Below are 20,464 nucleotides of genomic sequence, written 5' to 3' on the forward strand. Positions count from 1 at the left end.
AGCGCGTGGCAGTCGGTCCCGTGCGGGGAGTCCGGGTCACGGACTCCCCGAGGCATCACGGGAGTTGGGGACTGCTTACTTGAGGCCGATCTTGTCGCAGGCGGCCTTGTACTTGTCCGTGCAGATCTCCTGGACGGTGTAGATGCCGTCCTTGATCACGGTGTCGTTGATGTTGTCCTTGGTCAGCGAGACGACCGGGACGATCACGGACGGGATGCCCTTGGCGGTGGGGCTGTCGACCTTCTCCTTGGCGATGGAGTCGAGCGACTTGCCCTGGGCCAGCAGCACGGCCATCTCCGCGGCCACGTCGGCCTCCTGCGGGTACGGCTTGTAGACGCTCATGTACTGCTCACCGGTGACGATGCGCTGCACACCCGCGAGCTCGGCGTCCTGGCCGGTGACCGGGAGGTTGTCGATGCCGGCGCGCTTCAGGGCGGTGATGATGCCGCCCGCCATGCCGTCGTTGGCGGAGTAGACGCCGACGATCTTGTCCTTGCCGAGGGCCGAGATGGCCGCCTGCATGTTGGAGTTGGCGTTCTCCGGCTTCCACTCCTTGGTGTCGTACTCGCGGCCGATCTTCACCTTGCCGTCGAGGACGGAGTGCGCGCCTTCCTTGAACATGGCGGCGTTCGGGTCGGTGGCGGACCCGTTCATCATGACGATCTGGCCGTCCTTGGCCTTGTCGCCCAGCGCCTCCAGCAGGGCCTCGCCCTGGGTCTTGCCGACGGTCACGTTGTCGAACGAGGTGTAGGCGTCGATCGGACCCTCGGCGAGGCGGTCGTAGGCCACGACCGGGATGCCGGCGTCCTTGGCCTTCTTCACCGAGCCGGCGATGGCCTTGGAGTCCACCGCGTCGAGGATGATCACGTCCACCTTGTTGGTGATCATCGTCTCGACCTGCTGGTTCTGCAGGCTGGCGTCCTGCTTGGCGTTGTTGTAGACAACCTCGCCCTTGTTGTTCGTGAGCTCCTTGACCTTCTTCTCGATCAAGGGCCTGTCGAGCTTCTCGTACCGCGCGGTCTGGTTCTCCGGCAGGAGCAGGGCGACCTTGATGTCGTCGCCCTTGGCGGCGGAGTCACCGGAGTCGCTCTTGTCGCCGGACTCGGCGGCGCTGCCACAAGCGGCGAGCGAGACGGCCATCGCACCGGCGGCGACGGCAAAGGCAGCACGACGCATACGCGTGTTCACTTCTACAAACCTCCCTGACGAGGCCGCGTCGTTGCGGCCGAGGTGGCTGGAAGTCAACTCGGCCACACGTGCGACGTCAAGAAGTAAATCCTTAACGAGATGGCAACGGTGCCATCCGTTCTCTAAGTGAAGGCAGGGGTGGCCGCGGCGAGCGACCCGGTCGCGGTGCCGTCCAAAAGGGTCGAATCGCCCATCTCGCTCAGTGCGAGGGCGAGCGCTCCGAGCACCTCCGCACGGCCTCCAAGTGCCCCGGGGAGAACGGACAGTTGACGTGCCGCACTGGGGATCGCATAGCGGCCGACGGACTCCCGGATCGGCCCGAGCACCAGCTCACCGGCCTCGGCGAGATCACCGCCGAGCACCACCCGGCTCGGGTTCAGCAGGTTGCAGAGATTGGCGACTCCACTGCCGATGTGGCGGCCGACGTCGGCGATCACCCGACGGCAGCCAGGGTCCCCGTCCCGCGCCAGCCGCACGACGCCCTCCATCGTGAGGTCGGTGCCGTGACTGGGCTGGAGCAGCGGGAGCACATAGCGCGCGGCCGTGAAGGTCTCCAGGCAGCCGCGGTTGCCGCAGCGGCAGACGGGTCCGGATTCATCGAGTGTAATATGTCCGATTTCGCCCGCGGTGCCGCCCGGGCCGCGATAGATCTTCCCGTTGATCACCAGACCGGCGCCGACACCGCTGGCGACCTTGATGTACGCCAGGTCGCGCACGCCCCGGCCGCTGCCCCAGACCATCTCGCCGAGGGCGCCGAGGTTGGCGTCGTTGTCCACGTGCACCGGTACGCCGAGCCGCCCCCGCAGCTCCTCGGCGGGCCTGGCACCGGTCCAGCCGGGCAGGATCGCGGTCGAGCCCAGGGTCCCGGACTCCACGTCGATCGGCCCCGGCACGCCGAGGCCCACCCCCGCGACCTTGGACGGGTCCACCCCGGTCGCCTCGATCAGCCGTTTGACCAGTTGCTCCGCCCGGTCGAGGCCCTGCGTCGCGGAGGCGTCCACATCCAGCGGCTCGGACTCCTCGGCCAGCACCTGATGGGCGAGGTTCCCGACCGCGACCCGCAAATGGGTGTGGCCGAAGTCGACCCCGATCACGATGCCGGCGTCCCCGCTCAGCGAGACGCTGCGCGCCCGGCGCCCGCCCGCCGAGGTGGGCGTGACCTCGACCGTTCCGCCGTCCTTCAGCTCCCGGACGATGTTGGAGACCGTGGCCGCGGACAAACCGGTCGTCCTCGCGATCTCGGCCTGGGTGAGGGATCCCGCAAGACGTACTGCTCGGACGACCCGCTCCAGGTTGGCTCGGTGCAGCGACGACTGCGACCCCGGAGTCTCCACGACGACCTCCTGCGCGCGGGGGCCGCTTCGGTGAGGCCCCTCTCATGTCCAACTAGTGAACTCTAAGATGAGCCGTTCGGGTTGCCTCCCGTCAAGAGGTTGAACCGTTTCCGGGTGCACGGACACAAGGACACGCGCCGCTCCCAGGGGCGGGAGCGGCGCGTGCACGAGGCGTTCCGGTGCGTCACTTCAAGGCTGTACCAGTGGGTCACTTCAGGGTCGCGGAGGTGAGCCCTGCCTGCACCTGGCGCTGGAAGGACAGGTAGACCACCAGCATGGGCACCATGGCGATCGTCACGCCCGCGAAGAGCACGGGGAGGTCCGAGGCGTAGCCCTGCTGCTGCTGGAGCTGGATCAGTCCCTGGGTCAGCACGTAGCGTTCCGGATCGTCACCGCTCTGCGGCTGCATCAGCACCGTCGGCAGGATGTACTGGTTCCACTGGCCCAGCGTGTTGAAGATGCCGACGCTCAGCAGACCGGGCTTGGCCATCGGCAGCATCACCTGGAAGAAGGTCCGGGTGTGCGAGGCGCCGTCGAGGATCGCCGCCTCGAAGACGGCCGTGGGCAGCGTCCGGAAGAAGGCGTGCATGAAGAACACCGTGAACGGCATCGAGTAGGCGACGTACACCAGGATCAGCCCCTGGTAGCTGTTCAGCATGTCGAGCCGTTTGACCATGAAGAACAGCGGCACCAGGGCGAGGAACACGGGGAACATCGCGCCCGCGACGAAGAAGTAGTACAGGAACCGGTTGCCCCAGAACTCGTACCTGGCCAGCACGTACGCGGCCATGGAGCCGAGCAGCATCGTCAGCGGCACGGAGAAGACCAGCACGACGACGGTGTTGAGGAAGTAGTCCCCGATGCCCTTCTCCCAGGCGCGGGAGAACACGCCGAGGTCCCAGTTCTGCGGCCAGCCGAAGGCGGAGCCGCCGATCTGCGTGTCGGTCTTGAAGGAGCTCAGCACCAGCCACAGCAGCGGCAGCACGATCAGCACCGCCCACACGACGAGGAAGCCGTGCGAGAAGACGTTCAGCACGACGCCTTCGCCGCGCCGGTCGCCGGGGCGGACGGTGCCCTTGCCCACCGGCGGCGGGGGCGGGGTGGGGCCCCCGGTGGGGGCGGTTTCCTTGAGGGGTGCGCTCATCGTCGTTACTCCGCCTCAGAACTCGATGCGCTCGCGACGGGTGGCGCGCAGCATGACCACGGACACGATCAGGGTGAGGACCAGCATGACCACGCCCATGGCGCAGGCGTAGCCGCTCCGGCCGTACAGCAGGAAGTTCCGCATCATCACGGTCGACATGACCTCGCTGTGGTGGTCGGGCCCGCCGCCGTAGTCCCCGGCGGTCATCGTGGAGACCAGGATGAACATGTCCATCGCCGCGATGCCGAGGTAGACCCAGGCGGTCTGCACGGAGTCCCACAGCAGCGGCAGGGTGATGCGGAAGAAGGACTGGGCGCGGCCGGCGCCGTCGATCAGCGCGGCCTCGTAGACGTCCCGCGGAATGGACTGCATGGCGGCGGAGAACAGCACCAGATAGAAGCCGACGCCGTGCCAGACGACCACCGCGATGAGCGCCCACAGCACGAAGTTCGGCTCGTTGAGCCATTCCACCGGATTGTTCTTGTCGACCAGTCCGAGTTCGATCAGGACGCCGTTGAGCATGCCGCCGCCGTCACTGCGGTACACCGCTCCGAAGAGCACCGCCATGATGGCCAGGGACAACACCTGCGGGAAGAAATAGATGACCCGGTAGTACTTGGATCCGGCGACTCCCGATACGCCTCCGGAACGTCCGCGTCCGCCCGCGTTCACCATGAAGGCGAAGAACAGCGCGAGCAGAATGGTGATCACCGGGATGAACACCAGGAACAGGATGTTGTGCCAGATGGCTCCCATGAAGATGTCGTCCTGGAGCAACTTCGTGTAGTTGTCCAGTCCGACGAAACTGAAGGTCTGCGACTGGCCCTTCCAGTCGGTCAGTGAATAACCGATCGTCTGGATGTACGGCCAGATCACGAAGATCAGATAGAGCGCCACGGGAAAGAGGAGAAATCCCGCGACGAACCGGTGCTGCCCTTTGCGCATGGCGTTCCTGCCCCTGGGTGTGGCCGTTCCGGGCCGGGAATCCTCCCCGGTCGTGCAACGGTCGGTCATTCTCACCGGCCGTGCACGCGGCGGGGAGGGTTCCCGGCCCGGAATGCGGTCGGTCGAGCGAGATCAGTCGCGGCGGTTCTGCTTCGAGGCAGGGTCCTTGGCCTGCTTGTCGACCGCGGCCTGGGCGCGCTTGAGCCATTCCTTGGGCTGGATGCGCTTGGCCATCAGCTCGTTGGAGGCGTTCTCGATGGCGGTGCCCATCTCGCTGTACCACTCGGTGTACAGGAAGCGGAAGGTGTTGTCGCCGGCCGCCTTGGACGCCTCGACCGTGGACTGGGTGCCCGGCCGGAGCTGGACGCCCGGGTCGACGCCGTCCTTGAGGATGGTCAGCGAGTTCGCCTCCTTGGCGAACAGGGTCGACCACTCCTTGGAGAGCATCCTGCGCATGAACTCCTTGGCCGCGGGGAGGTTCTTGGCCTTGGCGGGGATGATGAAGGGCTCACCGGAGCCGGCCCGGATCGCCTCGAACGGCAGCGCGCTGTCCGGCAGCAGCGGCATCGGCAGGAACTTCATGTCGAAGTCGTCCGGTGTCGTCTTGAGCTGCTCGTTCTCGAGCCAGGAGCCGCTGGTGATGAAGGCGGCCTTGTACTGGTTCCAGCGGGTCTGCGACTCGTTGTGGGTGAGGCCGTTCGTACCGGGCATCAGATAGCCCTTCTCGACGACCTCGTAGATCGCCTCGATGGCCTCCTGCGCGGCGTCGGAGCCGACGAACGCCTCGGGGTCGAGGTTGTCGATCGCCTTCATGGCGTCCAGGCCGCCCTTCTTGGCGATCAGGTCCATGATGGCGACGTTGATGTAGTACGGGTACTTGCCCTGGTGGGCGAGGCCGCCGATGCCCTGGGACTTGGCGTCCTTGCAGATGGCGAGGAAGTCGTCCCAGGTCTTGGGCGCCTCCCAGCCCTTCTCCTGGAAGAGCTTGCCGGAGTACCACAGACCCCACACCGTGTAGATGTAGTTGAGGGCGACGACCTTGCCCTCCTGCATCCCGGCGTCGAGCGTGCCGGGGATGAGGGTGTCGCGGACCTTCTTGTCCGGGTCGTCGACCGAGGGGGCGTCCAGCACTTCGGCGAGGTCGAGGAGCTGGCCGTTCTTGTACAGCACGTCGATCGGGATCTGCTGGGCGCCGGCGTCGTCGACGATGTCCGGCGGGTTGCCCGCGTTGAACCGGGGCTGGAGTTTGCCCGTGATCTCCTGCGTTCCGGTGTGGACGGAGGTGACTCCCCACTCCTTCTTGAACGCTGCCTCCCACGCCTTGGCGTAGTCGTCGCCGTAACCGCCCTTGAAGATGACGACGTCGAGTTTGCTGCCTTTCTTGACTCCGAACGGGTTGGATTCGGACGTCTCGCCCTTGTTGTCTCCGGAGTTGTCGCTTCCGCCTCCGCTGGCACACGCGGACAGGAAGCTCATCGCCGGTACGGAAACCAGGCCGAGTGCGGCGGACCGCTTGATCAGTGCGCGGCGCCCCACGCCGGACGTGCTGTTGTCACCGTTGCCGGTGTTCCCGGCGGAACCGGTGCCGTTGTTCCCGACAGAACCGGTGCCGTTGCTCTCGGCGGAAGTGGATCCCATGCTCAAGTCCTCGCCTTCTCCAGGACTCAGGCGGTGAACCGGATCCTCCCCGGCACCGCGTTCGGGTCAAGCTGGGTCGTGCAGGAAGTGCGGCCGTACAGGGTCGGGTGCGGTGAAGACGCCCCGGAGTGCCGACAGGTATAGTCCACTTCCCGCCGATGGATCAAGATCGAATGCAAGGTTCACCTCCGGTCTTTTCCGAGTTGAGACCTCGCGGAAATATCGGCCTCCGACACGTTCTCCGGCGGAAGAATCACTGCCGTTGGACTGGAATGCCGCATTCAACCCCCTTGACACCACAGGCCACTTGACCCACTACTAGACCTTGCGCATCTCATTGACAACGTTGTCCGGCGCAGGGAGGGTACTCACGCATGCACAGCAGGGTTCGGCACAGATGGGGAACGGCGGTCGTCGCGGCGACCGCCTTCGCTTTGGCCGCGGGTTCACAGGGCGTCGCGGTGGCGCTGCCCCAGGCGCCGCCGAAGGCGGACCGTGAGTTCGCGTCGTCGTTCGAGGCCGGGGAGCCCGCCCCGGACTGGCAGAACACCGTCGACACCACACGGGACGGCGAGAAGCGCGCCTCGGGTGTGGACGGCGGGTTCACCTCCGGCATCCCGGGCAATGTCACCGAGCACGTCACGGAGGTACGTGCCAGCGGGGAGAACACCGGCGGCAAGGAGGTGAAGGGGAACCTCTTCGACGGCGAGTCCGCCACCAAGTGGCTGACCTTCGCGCCGACCGGCTGGATCGAGTTCGACCTGAACGAGCCGAAGAAGATCGTCGAGTACGCCCTCACCTCGGCCAACGACCACGACGAGCGCGACCCCGTGGACTGGACGCTGAAGGGTTCGACGGACGGCGAGAACTGGCAGACCCTGGACACCCGCTCCGGACAGTCCTTCGAGGAGCGGTTCCAGACCAAGACGTACGACCTCGCCGAGGCGGCCGAATTCTCGCACTGGCGGCTGGAGTTCACCAAGAACAAGGGGGCGGACGACGCCCTCCAGCTCGCCGAGGTCCAGCTCTCCACCGGCATCGCCGACCCGATACCGAAGGACATGCTCTCGCTCGTCGACAGCGGCCCGGCCGGCTCGCCGACGGCCAAGGCGGACGCCGGCTTCACCGGGAAGCGGGCCCTCAGATACGCCGGCCGGCACACCACGGAGGGCCGGGCGTACTCGTACAACAAGGTCTTCGACGTCGATGTGAGGGTCGACCGCCGCACGGAGCTGTCGTACAAGGTCTTCCCGTCGATGGCGGACCGGGACCTCGACTACGACGCCACGAACGTCTCCGTCGACCTGGCCTTCACCGACGGCACCTATCTCAGCGACCTCCGGGCGACGGACCAGCACGGCTTCCCGCTGACGCCGCGCGGCCAGGGCGACTCCAAGGTGCTGTACGTCAACCAGTGGAACAGCGTGCGCTCGGCGATCGGTTCGGTCGCCGCCGGAAAGACCGTCGACCGGATCCTGGTGGCGTACGACTCCCCCGAGGGCCCGGCGAAGTTCCGCGGCTGGCTGGACGACGTGGAGCTGAAGCAGGTGCGGCCCGAGCGGCCCAAGGCCCATCTGTCCGACTACGCGCTGACCACCCGGGGCACCAACTCCAGCGGCGGCTTCTCGCGCGGCAACAACTTCCCCGCGACGGCCGTGCCGCACGGGTTCAACTTCTGGACCCCGGTCACCAATGCCAGGTCGACGAGCTGGCTGTACGACTACGCGAGCGGCAACAACGACGACAACCTCCCGACGATCCAGGCGTTCAGCGCGAGCCACGAGCCCAGCCCCTGGATGGGCGACCGGCAGACCTTCCAGGTGATGCCCTCGGCCGCCTCCGGCACCCCGGACCTCGGCCGTGAGGCGCGCGAGCTGGCCTTCCGCCACGAGAACGAGACCGCGCGGCCGTACTACTACGGGGTGCGGTTCGAGAACGGCCTGAAGGCCGAGATGACGCCGACGGACCACGCGGCGATGATGCGCTTCACCTTCCCGGGCGACGACGCGAGCGTGCTGTTCGACAACGCCGGCGACGAGAACGTCCCGGACCGGGGCGGTCTGACCCTCGACAAGGACAACGGCACCTTCACCGGCTACTCGGACGTCAAGTCCGGCGGGTCCACGGGAGCGACCCGGCTGTTCGTCTACGGCGAGTTCGACAGCGAGGTCACCGGCGGTGACTCCAGCGGCCTCAAGGGCCACCTGCGCTTCGACGCCGGCAAGGACCGCACGGTGACGCTGCGCCTGGCCACCTCGCTGATCAGTATCGACCAGGCGAAGGACAACCTGCGCCAGGAGCTGCCGAAGCGCGCCTCCTTCGACAAGGTCAAGCGGGACGCCCAGCGCCAGTGGGACCGGATCCTCGGCAAGGTCGAGGTCGAGGGCGCCACCCCGGACCAGCTGACCACGCTGTACTCCAGCCTCTACCGGCTGTACCTGTACCCGAACTCGGGACACGAGAAGGTGGACGGCACGTACAAGTACGCCTCTCCCTTCTCCAAGGCGGAAGGGCCCGACACCCCGACGCACACCGGCGCGAGGATCGTCGACGGCAAGGTGTACGTCAACAACGGCTTCTGGGACACCTACCGGACCACCTGGCCCGCGTACTCCTTCCTGACCCCGTCCAAGGCCGGTGAGCTGGTCGACGGGTTCGTGCAGCACTACAAGGACGGCGGCTGGACCTCGCGCTGGTCCTCCCCCGGTTACGCCGACCTGATGACCGGCACCTCCTCGGACGTCGCGTTCGCGGACGCGTACGTCAAGGGCGTCGACTTCGACGCGGAGGCCGCGTACGACGCGGCGGTGAAGAACGCCACCGTCGTGCCGCCGTCCTCCGGTGTGGGCCGCAAGGGCATGGCCACCTCGCCGTTCCTCGGCTACACCAGCACCGACACCCACGAGGGCCTGTCCTGGGCGCTGGAGGGCTACCTCAACGACTACGGCATCGCGAAGATGGGCGAGGCGCTCTACGAGAAGACGGGCGAGAAGCGCTACAAGGAGGAGTCGGCGTACTTCCTCGACCGCGCCCAGGACTACGTCAACCTGTTCGACTCCGAGGCCGGCTTCTTCCAGGGCCGCGACGCCGGGGGCGACTGGCGGGTCGAGTCCTCGAAGTACGACCCGCGCGTGTGGGGTCACGACTACACCGAGACCAACGGCTGGGGCTACGCCTTCACCGCCCCGCAGGACAGCCGCGGTCTGGCCAACCTGTACGGCGGCCGGGACGGTCTCGGCGACAAGCTCGACGAGTACCTCTCCACCCCCGAGACGGCCTCCCCCGAGTTCAAGGGCTCCTACGGCGGTGTCATCCACGAGATGACCGAGGCGCGGGACGTCCGGATGGGCATGTACGGCCACTCCAACCAGGTCGCCCACCACGCCCTGTACATGTACGACGCGGCCGGGCAGCCCTGGAAGACGCAGAAGAACGTGCGCGAGGTGCTGTCCCGCCTCTACACCGGCAGCGAGATCGGCCAGGGCTACCACGGCGACGAGGACAACGGCGAGCAGTCGGCCTGGTACCTCTTCTCCTCGCTCGGCTTCTACCCGCTGGTGATGGGCAGCGGCGAGTACGCCATCGGCTCCCCGCTGTTCAAGAAGGTCACCGTGCACCTGGAGAACGGCCGCGAGCTGGTCGTCAAGGCGCCGGGGAACAGCGCGCGGAACGTCTACGTGCAGGGCCTGAAGGTCAACGGCAAGCGCTGGAACTCCACTTCGCTGCCGCACTCGGTGATCTCGAAGGGCGGCGTCCTGGAGTTCGGCATGGGCCCGCGTCCGTCGTCGTGGGGCACGGGCGAGAACGCGGCGCCCGTGTCGATCACGGAGGACGACGAGGTGCCCACGCCCCGCAAGGACGCGCTGAAGGGCGAGGGCGCCCTGTTCGACGACACGTCGGCGACCGGCGCCACGGTGTCCACCGTGGAACTGCCCGTCACCGGGGACACCGAGGCGGTGCAGTACACGCTGACCTCCTCGGACCACGCCGAGGCGCCCACGGGCTGGGTGCTCCAGGGCTCGGCCGACGGCACGACGTGGACGGACCTCGACCAGCGGACGGGCGAGACCTTCCGCTGGGACCGCCAGACCCGCGCCTTCTCGGTCGACCGGCCGAAGGCCTACGGCCACTACCGGCTGGTGCTGACCGGTGAGGCGACGCTGACGGAGGTGGAACTGCTGAGCTGAGCCGACCGGCGCTCACATGGCGGGTCCGGACCTTGTCCGGGCCCGCCTTCTTCATGGATTTCCGCAGGCCAACGGGTACCTCTCAGGTCACTGGTGCACCAGAATGGGGACCGCCCCCGGTGCTCTCCGGGTGGCGCTTCCACGGCAAGGGGAGAGCACGGACATGACGTACTCGGGGGACTTCGACGCGGCCTGGCTGCCGTCGGGCGCGTTCCGGGCGGTCGGCAGCCGGCGTTCGCTGATACGCGCCGCCGACGCCGGGCCTTTGGTGGAGACGGTGTACGGCGAACTGGCCGACGCCTGCGCGCGGTTCGGCGGGCGGGTGGTGCGGGGCGGCGGCGAGGACGCCGAGCTGGTGCTCGAACTGGCCGACGACGATCTCGGCGACGAGGGTTTCGCGTTCACGCGCCGGGACGGCACCACGACCGTCACCGCGTCCGGCGGACGCGGGCTGCTGTACGGCCTGTTCCACGTGGTACGGCTCGGAGAGGACGCCTTCGCCGGTGAGCGGGCCCGCGAGGAGCACCGTCCGGCGTACGCCTCGCGCATGCTGGACCACTGGGACAACGTGGCCGTGCACCCGGTCATGGGCCAGGTGGAGCGCGGCTACGCGGGCGGTTCGCTGTTCTGGGCGGACGGACGGGCGCGCGGGGACCTCGGCCGGGTGCGGGCGTACGGCAGGCTGCTCGCGGCGTGCGGGATCAACGCCGTCGCCGTCAACAACGTCAACGTGCACGCGACCGAGGCGCGTCTGCTCACCGACCGGATCGGTGAAGTGGCCGCGATCGCCGACGTGTTGCGGCCGTACGGCATCCGCACCCACCTGTCGGTCACCTTCGCCGCGCCGATGGTGCTGGGCGGGCTGTCCACCGCCGACCCGCTGGACGAGGCGGTGCGCGGCTGGTGGGCGGAGGCGACCCGCCGAGTGTACGAGCAGATCGGCGACTTCGGCGGGTACGTCGTCAAGGCCGACTCGGAGGGGCAGCCCGGCCCGTTCGCGTACGGCCGCTCGCACGCCGACGGCGCGAACACGCTGGCCGCCGCCCTCGAGCCGTACGGCGGCACGGTGCACTGGCGGGCCTTCGTCTACGACCACCACCAGGACTGGCGGGACCGGAGCACCGACCGGGCGCGGGCCGCGTACGACCATTTCACCCCGCTGGACGGGGAGTTCGCGGCGAACGCGGTGCTCCAGGTCAAGCACGGGCCGATGGACTTCCAGGTGCGCGAGCCGGTCTCCCCGCTGATCGGCGCCATGCCGGACACCCGGCTCGCGGTGGAGCTCCAGGTCACGCAGGAGTACACCGGGCAGCAGCGGCACGCGTGCTGGCTGGGTCCGATGTGGAGCGAGGCGCTGCGGTTCCGGCCGGACGGCGAGGTGAGCGCCGGGCGGCTGGCGGACGGTCTCGTGGCCGTGTCGAACGCCGGCGACGACCCGTTCTGGACCGGTCATCCCCTCGCGCAGGCCAACCTCTACGCCTTCGGGCGGCTGGCCTGGGACCCGGCGGCTGATCCGCGGGCCGTCCTCGGCGAGTGGATCGCGCTGACCCATCCGGGGGCGGAGGAGCGGCTGGCCGACGGGCTGCACGCGGTGCTCGACGGTTCCTGGTCGACGTACGAGAAGTACACCGCGCCGCTCGGGGTGGGCTTCATGGTGCAGCCGGGACACCACTACGGGCCGAGCGTCGACGGCTACGAGTACAGCCCCTGGGGCACCTACCACTTCGCCGACCGTGACGGCATCGGCGTGGACCGCACCACGGCGACCGGCACCGGGTACGCCGGTCAGTACGCCAAGCCGTGGGCCGAGGTGTACGAGTCGCCGGAGACCTGCCCCGACGAACTGCTGCTGTTCTTCCACCACGTGCCGTACGGCCATGTGCTGCACAGCGGGAAGACGGTGATCCAGCACATCTACGACACGCACTTCGAGGGCGTCGAGGAGGCCGAGGAGGCCCGCCGGGTGTGGGCGGGCCTCGCGGACCTGGTGGAGCCCGCCCGGCACGCGCGGGTGGCCGAGCGGTTCGAGGAGCAGCTGCGCAGCGCCCGTGAGTGGCGCGACCAGGTCAACAGCTACTTCCTGCGCAAGTCCGGGGTGCCGGACGAGCGGGGGCGGACCATTCACTGAAGGCGCAGGACCGCCACGCCGAGCGGGTCGAGGGTGAACGGCTCGTCCCGCTCGGTGTGTTTGCCGGTGAGCAGGTCGACGGCGGGGGCGTGGGCCGTCAAGCGGGCCGGTTCCGGTGCGTGGTTGAGGAGGAAGAGCAGACGGGTGCCGTCGGGGGCGACGCGGGTCGCGGTCTCGACGGCGGTGTGGCCGGCGTAGGGGCCGACGAGGTCGTGGCGGGCGAGGATCCGGCGGACCACGTGGTCGACGCCCGGCTGGTCGAGGGCGGTGGCGACGTACCAGGCCTCGCCCTCGCCGACGCGGTGGCGGGTGACGGCCGGGGTCCCGGCGTAGAAGTCGGCGCCGTACGTGCCGACCGGTTCGGCGCCGCACGGCCGCACGATCTCGAAGACCAGTCGGGCGTCGGCGGTGAGGTCGCCCAGGTGGACGGGGTTGACGATCTCTGCCTGGCGCGCGTCCCATTCGTCGATCCGGATGCCCATCAGCGGGGCGAGCGGTCCGGGCACGTCGGTGAGGAAGGCCCGGTCGTGCTCGTCGACGCGGCCGGAGAGGAACGTCGCCAGCACGGTCCCGCCGCGCGCGGTGACGGCCTCCAGGCGGGCCGCCAGGTCGCCCTTGACCATGTGCAGCACGGGGGCGAGGACCACGTCGTACGGGGTGAGGTCGGCGGTGACCGGGACGACGTCCACGTCGGCGCCGGCCTGGCGGGCGGCCCGGTAGTAGGTGTGCGCCACCTCCTGGTAGCGGACCAGCCGGGAGGGGCCGTCGGACATCTCCAGGGCCCACCAGCTGTCCCAGTCGAAGAGGAGGGCGGTGCGGGCGGGGGTGCGGGCGCCGAGCGTCGCGCCGCCCAGGGTTTCCAGCTCCTCCCCCACCTCGGCGACCTCCCGGAAGACGCGGGTGTCGTCGCGGCCGGCGTGGCCGATGACCGCGCCGTGGTACTTCTCGCAGGCGCCGCGTGAGGCGCGCATCTGGAAGTAGAGCGCGGCGTCCGCGCCGTGGGCGATGGCCTGGTAGGTGGCCAGGCGCAGTTCGCCGGGGCGGCGCAGCGGGTTGACGTCGCGGCAGGCGGTGGTGGACGGGGTCTGCTCCATCAGCCAGAAGGGGGCGCCGTCCTTGAGTCCGCGCATCAGGTCGTGGGCGAGGGCGGCGACGGTGGGCGGTGCGTCCAGGGGCGGGTAGCTGTCCCAGGACGCGAAGTCGAGGTGGGGCGCCCAGCGGTGGTAGTCGAGCGGGCGGAACATGCCCATGAAGTTGGTGGTGACGGGCGTGTCCGGGTCATGGGCGCGGATCGCCTCCTTCTCGGCGAGGAAGCAGCCGAGCAGGGCGTCGGTGGTGAAGCGGTGGTAGTCCAGGGTGATGCCCTGGAAGGCGGTGTGGTCGGGGCCGCGCCAGTGCTCGGTGAGGGCGCTGGGCGGCTCGATCTGGTCCCAGTCGGTGTAGCGGTGCGACCAGAACGTCGTCCACCAGGCGTCGTTGAGGGCGTCCAGGGTGCCGTGGCGCTCGCGCAGCCAGGCGCGGAAGGCGTCGGCGCACAGGTCGCAGTAGCAGGCGCCGCCGTACTCGTTGTTGATGTGCCAGGCGAGTACGGCGGGATGGCCCGCGTACCGTTCGGCGAGGCGGCCGGCCAGGGCGGTGGCGGCGCGCCGGTACGCCGGTGAGCCGGGGCAGAAGTTGTGGCGCTGGCCGTAGCGGTGGCGGCGGCCCTCGAAGTCGGTGCGGTTGACCTCCGGGTGGCGCTTCGCCAGCCAGGGCGGGAGGGCGGCGGTGCCGGTGGCGAGGCAGACCCGGCGGCCCTCGGCGGCGGCGCGCTCGAGGACGCGGTCCAAGGCGGTGAAGTCGTAGGTGTCCTCGGCGGGTTGGGTGAGGGACCAGGAGAAGACGCCGACGGTGAGCGTGTCGATCCCGGCCCGGGTGAACAGGCGGTGGTCCTCGTCCCACACCTCCTCCGGCCACTGCTCGGGGTTGTAGTCGCCGCCGTAGGGGATCTTCGGGGTGCGGGGCGGGGTCATGCGGTGAAGTCCTCCTGGGTCTCGGCGATCACCGGGCGGCTGCTGTGCAGCAGGGACAGCAGCAGGGGGGCGGCGAGCAGGACGGGCAGGGCCTCGGTGAGCAGGGCGGTGCCGACGGCCGTCAGGATCAGCAGCGAGAGGGCGCCCAGGGTGGCGCGGGGGTGCCGCAGCAGGAAGTAGGCGGCGAGGCGGGCGGTGTCGCGGGTGCGGAAGGTGAACAGGGTGGTGAGGACCAGGGCGTGCGCGCCCCACAGGAGGGAGCCCGTGCCGATCAGCGCGAGGAGCGCCGCCCACCAGCCGGGGAGTCCGGTGGCGGAGAAGTGGGTGAGGGTGAAGGCGATCACCGTGAGCCAGGCGAGGAGCGGTGCCCACAGCTTCAGCACGGGCACGGCGCCCAGCCGCCAGCCGCGCAGGAAGTCGCGGGCCGGGTGGAGGTCGGTGAGGTCGCGGCTGCGGTGGTGCAGGGCGTAGAGGGTGGCGGCGGAGGCCGGGCCCAGGGGCAGCAGGCAGAGGGCGGCTAGGGGCAGGTTGGCGGGGGCGGGTTCGAGCAGGAAGAGGCCGGCGAGGCCCGGCGCCGCGGTGAGCAGCAGCAGGGCCTCGACGGTGACGAGCGTGTGGATCAGCGCGGCGGCCCGGGACAGCGTCCCGGTGCCGAACGCGTCGGCCCGTACGGTGCTCACGGCACCTCCCGGCCGAGCAGCCGCCGCTCGTCCCACCAGGGCGGTGTCTCGTCGTCGACCGGGGTCAGCTCGACGAGGGTGATCTCGTGGCGGGCCAGGGTGAGGTCGAGGTCGGCGCGGCCGTCCTCGACCGGCAGCCGGTGGTGGGCGCGGGCCGGTTCGGAGGCCTCGTGCAGGACGTCGAGCTGTCCGGGCTTCGGGGAGCGGGGGCCGCCCATGTGCCGCCAGGCGGTGTACGCGTTGCCGCGCTCCTCGTCGACCGAGGAGCGGCGGACGAACGCCTCGCCGCGCGGGGCGGTGCCGACCGGCAGGGACAGGCGCAGGGTGTGCCGGTCCGGGCCGGGTGTCCGTCCCGTCGGGTCGACGGGGGCCCAGGCGAGGACGGTGACCCGGCCATCGGCGTGCCGGGTCACCAGGTGGTCGTCGCCCCGCGCCAGTTGCTCCTCCCCCATGCGGGACATGAAGGCGTACAGGTGGTAGGTGGGTTTGCGCAGTTGGCGGTGGGTGAGGAGGCCGAAGCCGCCGTGGAAGAGCGCGGTCGGGATGCCGGTCTCCTCGAAGACGTCGCTGAACGTCCAGTAGGAGAAGGAGTCGGCGTGGTCGCCGCCGGCCGCCACCACCGGGGCGAGGTAGGCGGCGTGGAAGGCGGTGTCGTGGACGGGGTTGTCGGGGCGGTAGGAGGAGTTGAACTCGGTGATGTGGACGGGCAGGCCCGCCAGCCGGGTGCCCTCGAGGGACCGGCGTGGCTCGGCGAACTGGTCGAGGAGGTCGCTCGCCGGGGCGAGGGTCTGGTGGACGACGAACGGGACGTGCTGGGCGGGTCCGGAGCTGTAGGCGTGCCGGGAGACGAAGTCGACGGGTACGTCCCGGCGTTCGGCGAACTCGGCGAACCGCTCCAGCCAGCCGTCGGCGCCGGGCGAGACCGCCGGGCCGCCCACCTTCAGCTCGGCGTCCACCTCCTTCACGGCGTGCGCGGTCGCCTCGTACAGCCGGTGGTAGGCCTGTTCGTCGGCGTTCAGCCAGAAGGCGGTCAGGTTGGGCTCGTTCCACACCTCGACGGGCCAGGTGCGCACCTCGTCGGCGCCGTAGCGGTCGACGAGGTGGGAGAGGGTGGCGCGGACCAGGCCCGTCCACTCCTTCTCGTCGGCGGGCGGGGTGATGTTGCCCTTCCACCAGAACACCGTCTCCTCCCCCGAGGCCATGGCGCTCGGCATGAAGCCGAGTTCGAGGAAGGGGCGGATGCCGAGGGCGAGGCAGGCGTCGAGCACCTGGTCGAGGTAGGTGAACGAGTGGTGGGTGCGGCGGGCGCCCTGCCACTCGTAGGGGCGGTGGATGCCCAGGCCGTCGCTGAGCAGGCCGTGGCCGCGCAGGTACCGGAAGCCGATGTCGCGCTGGAGCAGGGCGAGGGAGTCCTGGTAGTCGCGGCGCAGGGCGAGATCGAGGCGGCCGGTGCCGACGCAGGCCCGCCAGGCGTCGGGCAGCCGGCCGTTCGGCACGTCGGGGACGCGGATCACGCGTTCTCCTTCTTGAACCGCTCGTAGGCCTGGTTGTGCAGCTCGATGAGCCGGTCCATGTTCTTGGCCTTCAGCTCCTTGACGTAGTCGTCCCACTCGGAGAGCGGGCGCTTGCCGAGGACGAACTGGAGGGCGTTCTGGGTGACGTGGTCCTTCAGCGGGGTGTCCCAGAGGGTGGCCTGCTCCTGCTCCTCGGCGCGCAGCGGGTGCGGCGGGTCGGTGGGCAGCGCCTCGCGCTGGGCCATGGCGTCGGTGAACTTCTTCTCGTCGGGGCTGAAGGAGGAGGAGACCAGGGCCCAGCTGCCGCCGTAGGCGAAGACGCCGTTGTAGAAGCCGAAGTCCTTCTGGAGGTCCTTCGGGGCGTCCGGATCGGAGCCCATGAGGCTGATGCCGGGCTTGAGTTCGTACTGTCCGGGTCCCGAGCGGGTGAAGGTGGTGTTCTCCACGCCCCACTTGCACAGCTCTTGACCTGCGTCGGAGTACCAGAGCCAGTCCACGAACTGCATCAGGGCGACGAAGTCGTCACCGTCCAGGGCCTTGCTGGAGATCATCACGCCGTTCTCCAGGCGGGCCCCGCCCATGACCACCGGCCCGGCGGGTCCGAGCGGCACCGGGATCATCTCGATGGTGGCACCCTTGACCTGCTTCTCCAGGTTGTAGCGGTAGTTCTGCACCAGCTCCTGCGGGTTGGCGCTGATCGCGAAGGACTTCTCCGCCAGCAGCTTCCTGACCGCCTCGTCGTCGGTCTGGGTGAAGCTCTCGGGGTCCATCAGCTTCTCGGCGACCAGCTTGTGCAGGTACTCGACGACCTGGCGGAAGGCGTCCGTGGCACCGGTGAAGGCGAACTTCTGCGCCTTGGCGTCCCAGCTCGTGTTCTGGTACGACCAGCCGGCCCGGACTCCGTACGCCTGGCCGAGGTACTGGAACAGGGCTCCGGCGGGGAACGGGGTGTTGGTGCTCCAGCGGTCGGTGAACGGGTAGCGGTCGGGGTACTCCTCCTTGAGCGCCTTGAAGGTCTGGTACACCTCGTCCCAGGTGGCGGGCAGGCTCAGGCCGTGCTTGTCCAGGACGTCGGTGCGGAAGGACAGCGAGTAGCCCTGCTTGACCTTCTCGTGCAGTCCGGGCAGCAGGTAGTAGTTGCCGTCGGACTGGCGCAGTGAGTCGACCTCCGGCTGGAGGTTCCATCTCTTCACCTTGTCCCGGAAGTTGGGCATCAGGTCCACGTACTCGCTGACCGGGAGGATCGCCCCGGAGGAGACGAACGCGCTCTCCTGGCCCGGGTAGGTCTTGGGGATGAGGAGCGGGGCGTCGCCCGCGCCGATGAGCAGGCTGCGCTTCTTCTCGTAGTCGCTCAGCGGGACCGGGGTGGCCTTGAAGGTGATGCCGGTGCGCCGGGTGACCTCCTTCCAGAACAGCCAGTCGTCCTTCATCGGGTAGTTCGGGTTGTTGTTGTGCAGGACGGAGAAGGACAGCGGCTTGGTGGCCTTGAACTGCTGGCCGGCCTGGTAGTCCTTCATGGCGCCGTCGCGCTTCTTCGACAGGTCCTTGGCCTCGCCGCCGCCGTCACCGCCGCTGCCGCAGCCGGTGAGGGCGGCCAGGCCGATGAATCCGGCGGCGCCGAGGAGCTGGCGCCGGGAAAGCTGTCCGGTGTTCTTCACGGGAACTCCCTTGGTGCGTTCGCGAGTCGGTGGAGAGGGGGTGGTGCGGTGATCAGCCCTTGACCGCGCCGAGCATCACGCCCGAGACGAAGTAGCGCTGCACGAACGGGTAGAGGCAGAGGATCGGCAGCGAGGTGAGCACGATCGTGACCGACTGGATGTTCGCGTTGACCTGGGTGAGCTGCTCGGTGGCCGCGCCGGCGCCGGTGCCTCCCGTGGCACCCGCGAGCAGGTTGCGCAGATAGACCGTGACCGGCATCAACTCGGTGCGGTCCATGTAGAGGAACGCCGAGAACCAGGAGTTCCAGAAGGACACCGCGTAGAAGAGGATCATGGTCGCGACGACCGCCTTCGACAGCGGCAGCACGATCCGCAGCAGGATGCCGTACGTACTGAGGCCGTCGATCTGCGCGGCCTCCTCCAGTTCCGACGGCAGGCTCTCGAAGAAGGCCTTCATCACCAGCAGGTTGAAGACGCTGATCGCGTTCGGCAGGGCGATCGCCCACACGCTGTTCTTCAGGCCGAGGCTGGTGATCAGGACGTAGTTGGGGATCAGGCCGCCGGTGAAGAACATGGTGAAGACGGCGATCCCGACCAGGGCGCCGCGCCCCTTGAGGTTCTTCTTCGACAGGACGTAGGCGTAGCAGGTGGTCAGCACCATCGCGACGGCGGTGGAGACCACCGTGTAGAAGACGGTGTTGCCGTAGTTGCGCCAGAACATCGAGTCGTTGAAGACGATCTCGTACGTGGTGAGGTTGAAGCCCTTGGGCCACAGCGTCACCTCACCGGCGCGGATGTGCTGCTCCCCGCTGAACGAGCGGGCGATGATGTTGACGAAGGGGTACAGCGTCACCAGCACGACGAGGGTGAGGATCACGCCGTTGACGCCCTGGAAGACGCGGTAGCCGCGGGTCGGCCGGTTGACGCTCACCACAGGCTCGTCCCCACGGTGCGGCGCGACAGCTGGTTGGCCGAGGTGATGAGCACCAGGCCGATGACCGCCTCGAACAGGCCGATCGCGGCGGCGTAGCTGAAGCTGTTGGACTCCACACCGGTCCGGTAGAGGTAGGTGGAGATCACGTCGGCGGTGGGATATGTCAGCGGGTTGTAGAGCAACAGGACCTTCTCGAAGCCGACGGCCATGAACGTGCCGATGTTGAGGATCAGCAGCGTGATCATGGTGGGGCGGATGCCGGGCAGGGTGACGTGCCAGATCTGCTGCCAGCGGTTGGCGCCGTCGATGCGGGCGGCCTCGTACAGGTCCTCGTCGATGGTGGTGAGCGCGGCGAGGTAGAGGATCGTGCCCCAGCCGGCGGTCTGCCAGATCTCCGAGCCGACGTAGATGGTGCGGAACCAGTCGGGTTCCTGGATGAACCGGATCGGGTCGTGCCCGAACCAGCCGAGGACATGGTTGATCGGACCGTCCGTGGCGAGCATCTGCAGCGTGATGCCTGCGACGATCACGATCGACAGGAAGTGCGGCAGGTACGACACCGACTGCACGAAGCGCTTCAGGGAATTCCTGCGCACCTCGTTCAGCAGCAGGGCGAGGACGATCGGGATCGGGAAGCAGAAGACGAGCGTGAGTCCGCCCATCCACAGGGTGTTCCTGAACACCTGCCAGAAGGTCGGGTCGGACAGGAACATCTCGACGTAGCGCAGTCCCACCCAGTACTCGCCGAAGACCGAACCGCCCGGCTCGAACCGGCGGAACGCGATCACGTTGCCGATCATCGGCAGATAGCGGAACACCAGGAAGAACAGCAGCGGCAGCACGGCCAGCGAGTACAACTGCCAGTCCTTGCGCAGTGCGCGCCGCCAGCCGGTGCGTGCGGGTGAACGCGTGCGCCGTGGGGGTTTCTTCGTCGGCGGCGGGTCCTGCGTGCCCGGCGGTGGAGCCGACGTCGTGGAGGTGCTCATTGCTCAGGCCTCCCGTGCGTAGGGCGTCGAACCGAAAGTTTCGCGCCCTTACCGGTAACTTCGCGGCAACCTATGAGCAGCAGTAAGCGGTGTCAATGGGTGGTGCACGCCGGAAA

Annotated in this window: 13 protein-coding genes; 2 read left to right on the forward strand and 11 right to left on the reverse strand. The window is 68.7% G+C overall.

What is annotated here, in order from left to right:
* Window positions 1-75 precede the first annotated feature (75 nt).
* From ACZ62B_RS13245 to ngcE, 5 genes are all read right to left on the reverse strand, one after another.
* On the reverse strand, window positions 76-1,176 hold the full coding sequence (locus ACZ62B_RS13245) for an ABC transporter substrate-binding protein (RefSeq protein WP_344564481.1): 1,101 nt from the start codon (window positions 1,174-1,176) through the stop codon (window positions 76-78).
* A gap of 134 nt (window positions 1,177-1,310) precedes the next feature.
* Window positions 1,311-2,522 carry an ROK family transcriptional regulator gene (locus ACZ62B_RS13250; RefSeq protein WP_344564439.1) on the reverse strand — a complete coding sequence of 404 codons (1,212 nt, stop codon included), beginning with the start codon at window positions 2,520-2,522 and terminating at the stop codon, window positions 1,311-1,313.
* Window positions 2,523-2,730: 208 nt separating this feature from the next.
* On the reverse strand, window positions 2,731-3,666 hold the full coding sequence (locus tag ACZ62B_RS13255) for a carbohydrate ABC transporter permease (RefSeq protein ID WP_344564437.1): 936 nt from the start codon (window positions 3,664-3,666) through the stop codon (window positions 2,731-2,733).
* A gap of 15 nt (window positions 3,667-3,681) precedes the next feature.
* Entirely contained in the window at window positions 3,682-4,611 is a 930-nt protein-coding gene (locus ACZ62B_RS13260) for a carbohydrate ABC transporter permease (RefSeq protein WP_344564435.1), read from the reverse strand.
* 132 nt (window positions 4,612-4,743) lie between these two features.
* On the reverse strand, window positions 4,744-6,249 hold the full coding sequence (gene ngcE / locus ACZ62B_RS13265; RefSeq protein WP_344564433.1) for an N-acetylglucosamine/diacetylchitobiose ABC transporter substrate-binding protein: 1,506 nt from the start codon (window positions 6,247-6,249) through the stop codon (window positions 4,744-4,746).
* 374 nt (window positions 6,250-6,623) lie between these two features.
* On the opposite strand from ngcE, the gene ACZ62B_RS13270 reads away from it, so the two are divergent.
* A complete protein-coding gene (locus ACZ62B_RS13270) occupies window positions 6,624-10,436 on the forward strand; it encodes a GH92 family glycosyl hydrolase (RefSeq protein WP_469690290.1) in 3,813 nt (1,270 codons plus the stop codon).
* A 163-nt stretch (window positions 10,437-10,599) separates the two neighbouring features.
* Window positions 10,600-12,564: an alpha-glucuronidase gene (locus tag ACZ62B_RS13275; protein ID WP_469690292.1), complete on the forward strand. Its 1,965-nt coding sequence runs from the start codon at window positions 10,600-10,602 to the stop codon at window positions 12,562-12,564.
* Here the strand turns inward: ACZ62B_RS13275 and ACZ62B_RS13280 are convergent.
* Genes ACZ62B_RS13280 through ACZ62B_RS13305 form a run of 6 tightly spaced genes read right to left on the reverse strand, consistent with a single transcriptional unit; the run spans window position 12,558 to window position 20,348 of the window.
* Window positions 12,558-14,576, reverse strand: coding sequence for a beta-galactosidase (locus ACZ62B_RS13280; protein ID WP_469690294.1), 2,019 nt, complete (start codon window positions 14,574-14,576; stop codon window positions 12,558-12,560). The two genes, ACZ62B_RS13275 and ACZ62B_RS13280, sit on opposite strands and share 7 nt — an antisense overlap.
* Entirely contained in the window at window positions 14,573-15,256 is a 684-nt protein-coding gene (locus ACZ62B_RS13285) for a YesL family protein (protein WP_469690296.1), read from the reverse strand. Before ACZ62B_RS13285 ends, ACZ62B_RS13280 begins: the two co-directional genes overlap by 4 nt.
* Complete coding sequence (locus ACZ62B_RS13290; RefSeq protein WP_469690299.1) at window positions 15,253-16,770, reverse strand: GH39 family glycosyl hydrolase; 1,518 nt, start codon at window positions 16,768-16,770, stop codon at window positions 15,253-15,255. Before ACZ62B_RS13290 ends, ACZ62B_RS13285 begins: the two co-directional genes overlap by 4 nt.
* Window positions 16,767-18,428 carry an ABC transporter substrate-binding protein gene (locus tag ACZ62B_RS13295; RefSeq protein ID WP_344564422.1) on the reverse strand — a complete coding sequence of 554 codons (1,662 nt, stop codon included), beginning with the start codon at window positions 18,426-18,428 and terminating at the stop codon, window positions 16,767-16,769. The genes ACZ62B_RS13290 and ACZ62B_RS13295 overlap by 4 nt, the downstream gene beginning before the upstream one ends.
* Before the next feature lie 52 nt (window positions 18,429-18,480).
* A complete protein-coding gene (locus ACZ62B_RS13300) occupies window positions 18,481-19,362 on the reverse strand; it encodes a carbohydrate ABC transporter permease (protein ID WP_344564420.1) in 882 nt (293 codons plus the stop codon).
* A complete protein-coding gene (locus ACZ62B_RS13305) occupies window positions 19,356-20,348 on the reverse strand; it encodes an ABC transporter permease (RefSeq protein ID WP_085573832.1) in 993 nt (330 codons plus the stop codon). The genes ACZ62B_RS13300 and ACZ62B_RS13305 overlap by 7 nt, the downstream gene beginning before the upstream one ends.
* Between the last annotated feature and the right edge of the window lie 116 nt (window positions 20,349-20,464).

The organism is Streptomyces sp. NPDC053426 (assembly GCF_055585405.1).

Bases quoted from the DNA above. Each gene is read 5' to 3' on its own strand.
- ACZ62B_RS13275 (WP_469690292.1), top strand. From the start codon at position 10,600: ATGACGTACTCGGGGGACTTCGACGCGGCCTGGCTGCCGTCGGGCGCG.
- ACZ62B_RS13270 (WP_469690290.1), top strand. From the start codon at position 6,624: ATGCACAGCAGGGTTCGGCACAGATGGGGAACGGCGGTCGTCGCGGCG.
- ACZ62B_RS13280 (WP_469690294.1), bottom strand. From the start codon at position 14,576: ATGACCCCGCCCCGCACCCCGAAGATCCCCTACGGCGGCGACTACAAC.
- ACZ62B_RS13305 (WP_085573832.1), bottom strand. From the start codon at position 20,348: ATGAGCACCTCCACGACGTCGGCTCCACCGCCGGGCACGCAGGACCCG.
- ACZ62B_RS13260 (WP_344564435.1), bottom strand. From the start codon at position 4,611: ATGCGCAAAGGGCAGCACCGGTTCGTCGCGGGATTTCTCCTCTTTCCC.
- ngcE (WP_344564433.1), bottom strand. From the start codon at position 6,249: ATGGGATCCACTTCCGCCGAGAGCAACGGCACCGGTTCTGTCGGGAAC.
- ACZ62B_RS13245 (WP_344564481.1), bottom strand. From the start codon at position 1,176: ATGCGTCGTGCTGCCTTTGCCGTCGCCGCCGGTGCGATGGCCGTCTCG.
- ACZ62B_RS13255 (WP_344564437.1), bottom strand. From the start codon at position 3,666: ATGAGCGCACCCCTCAAGGAAACCGCCCCCACCGGGGGCCCCACCCCG.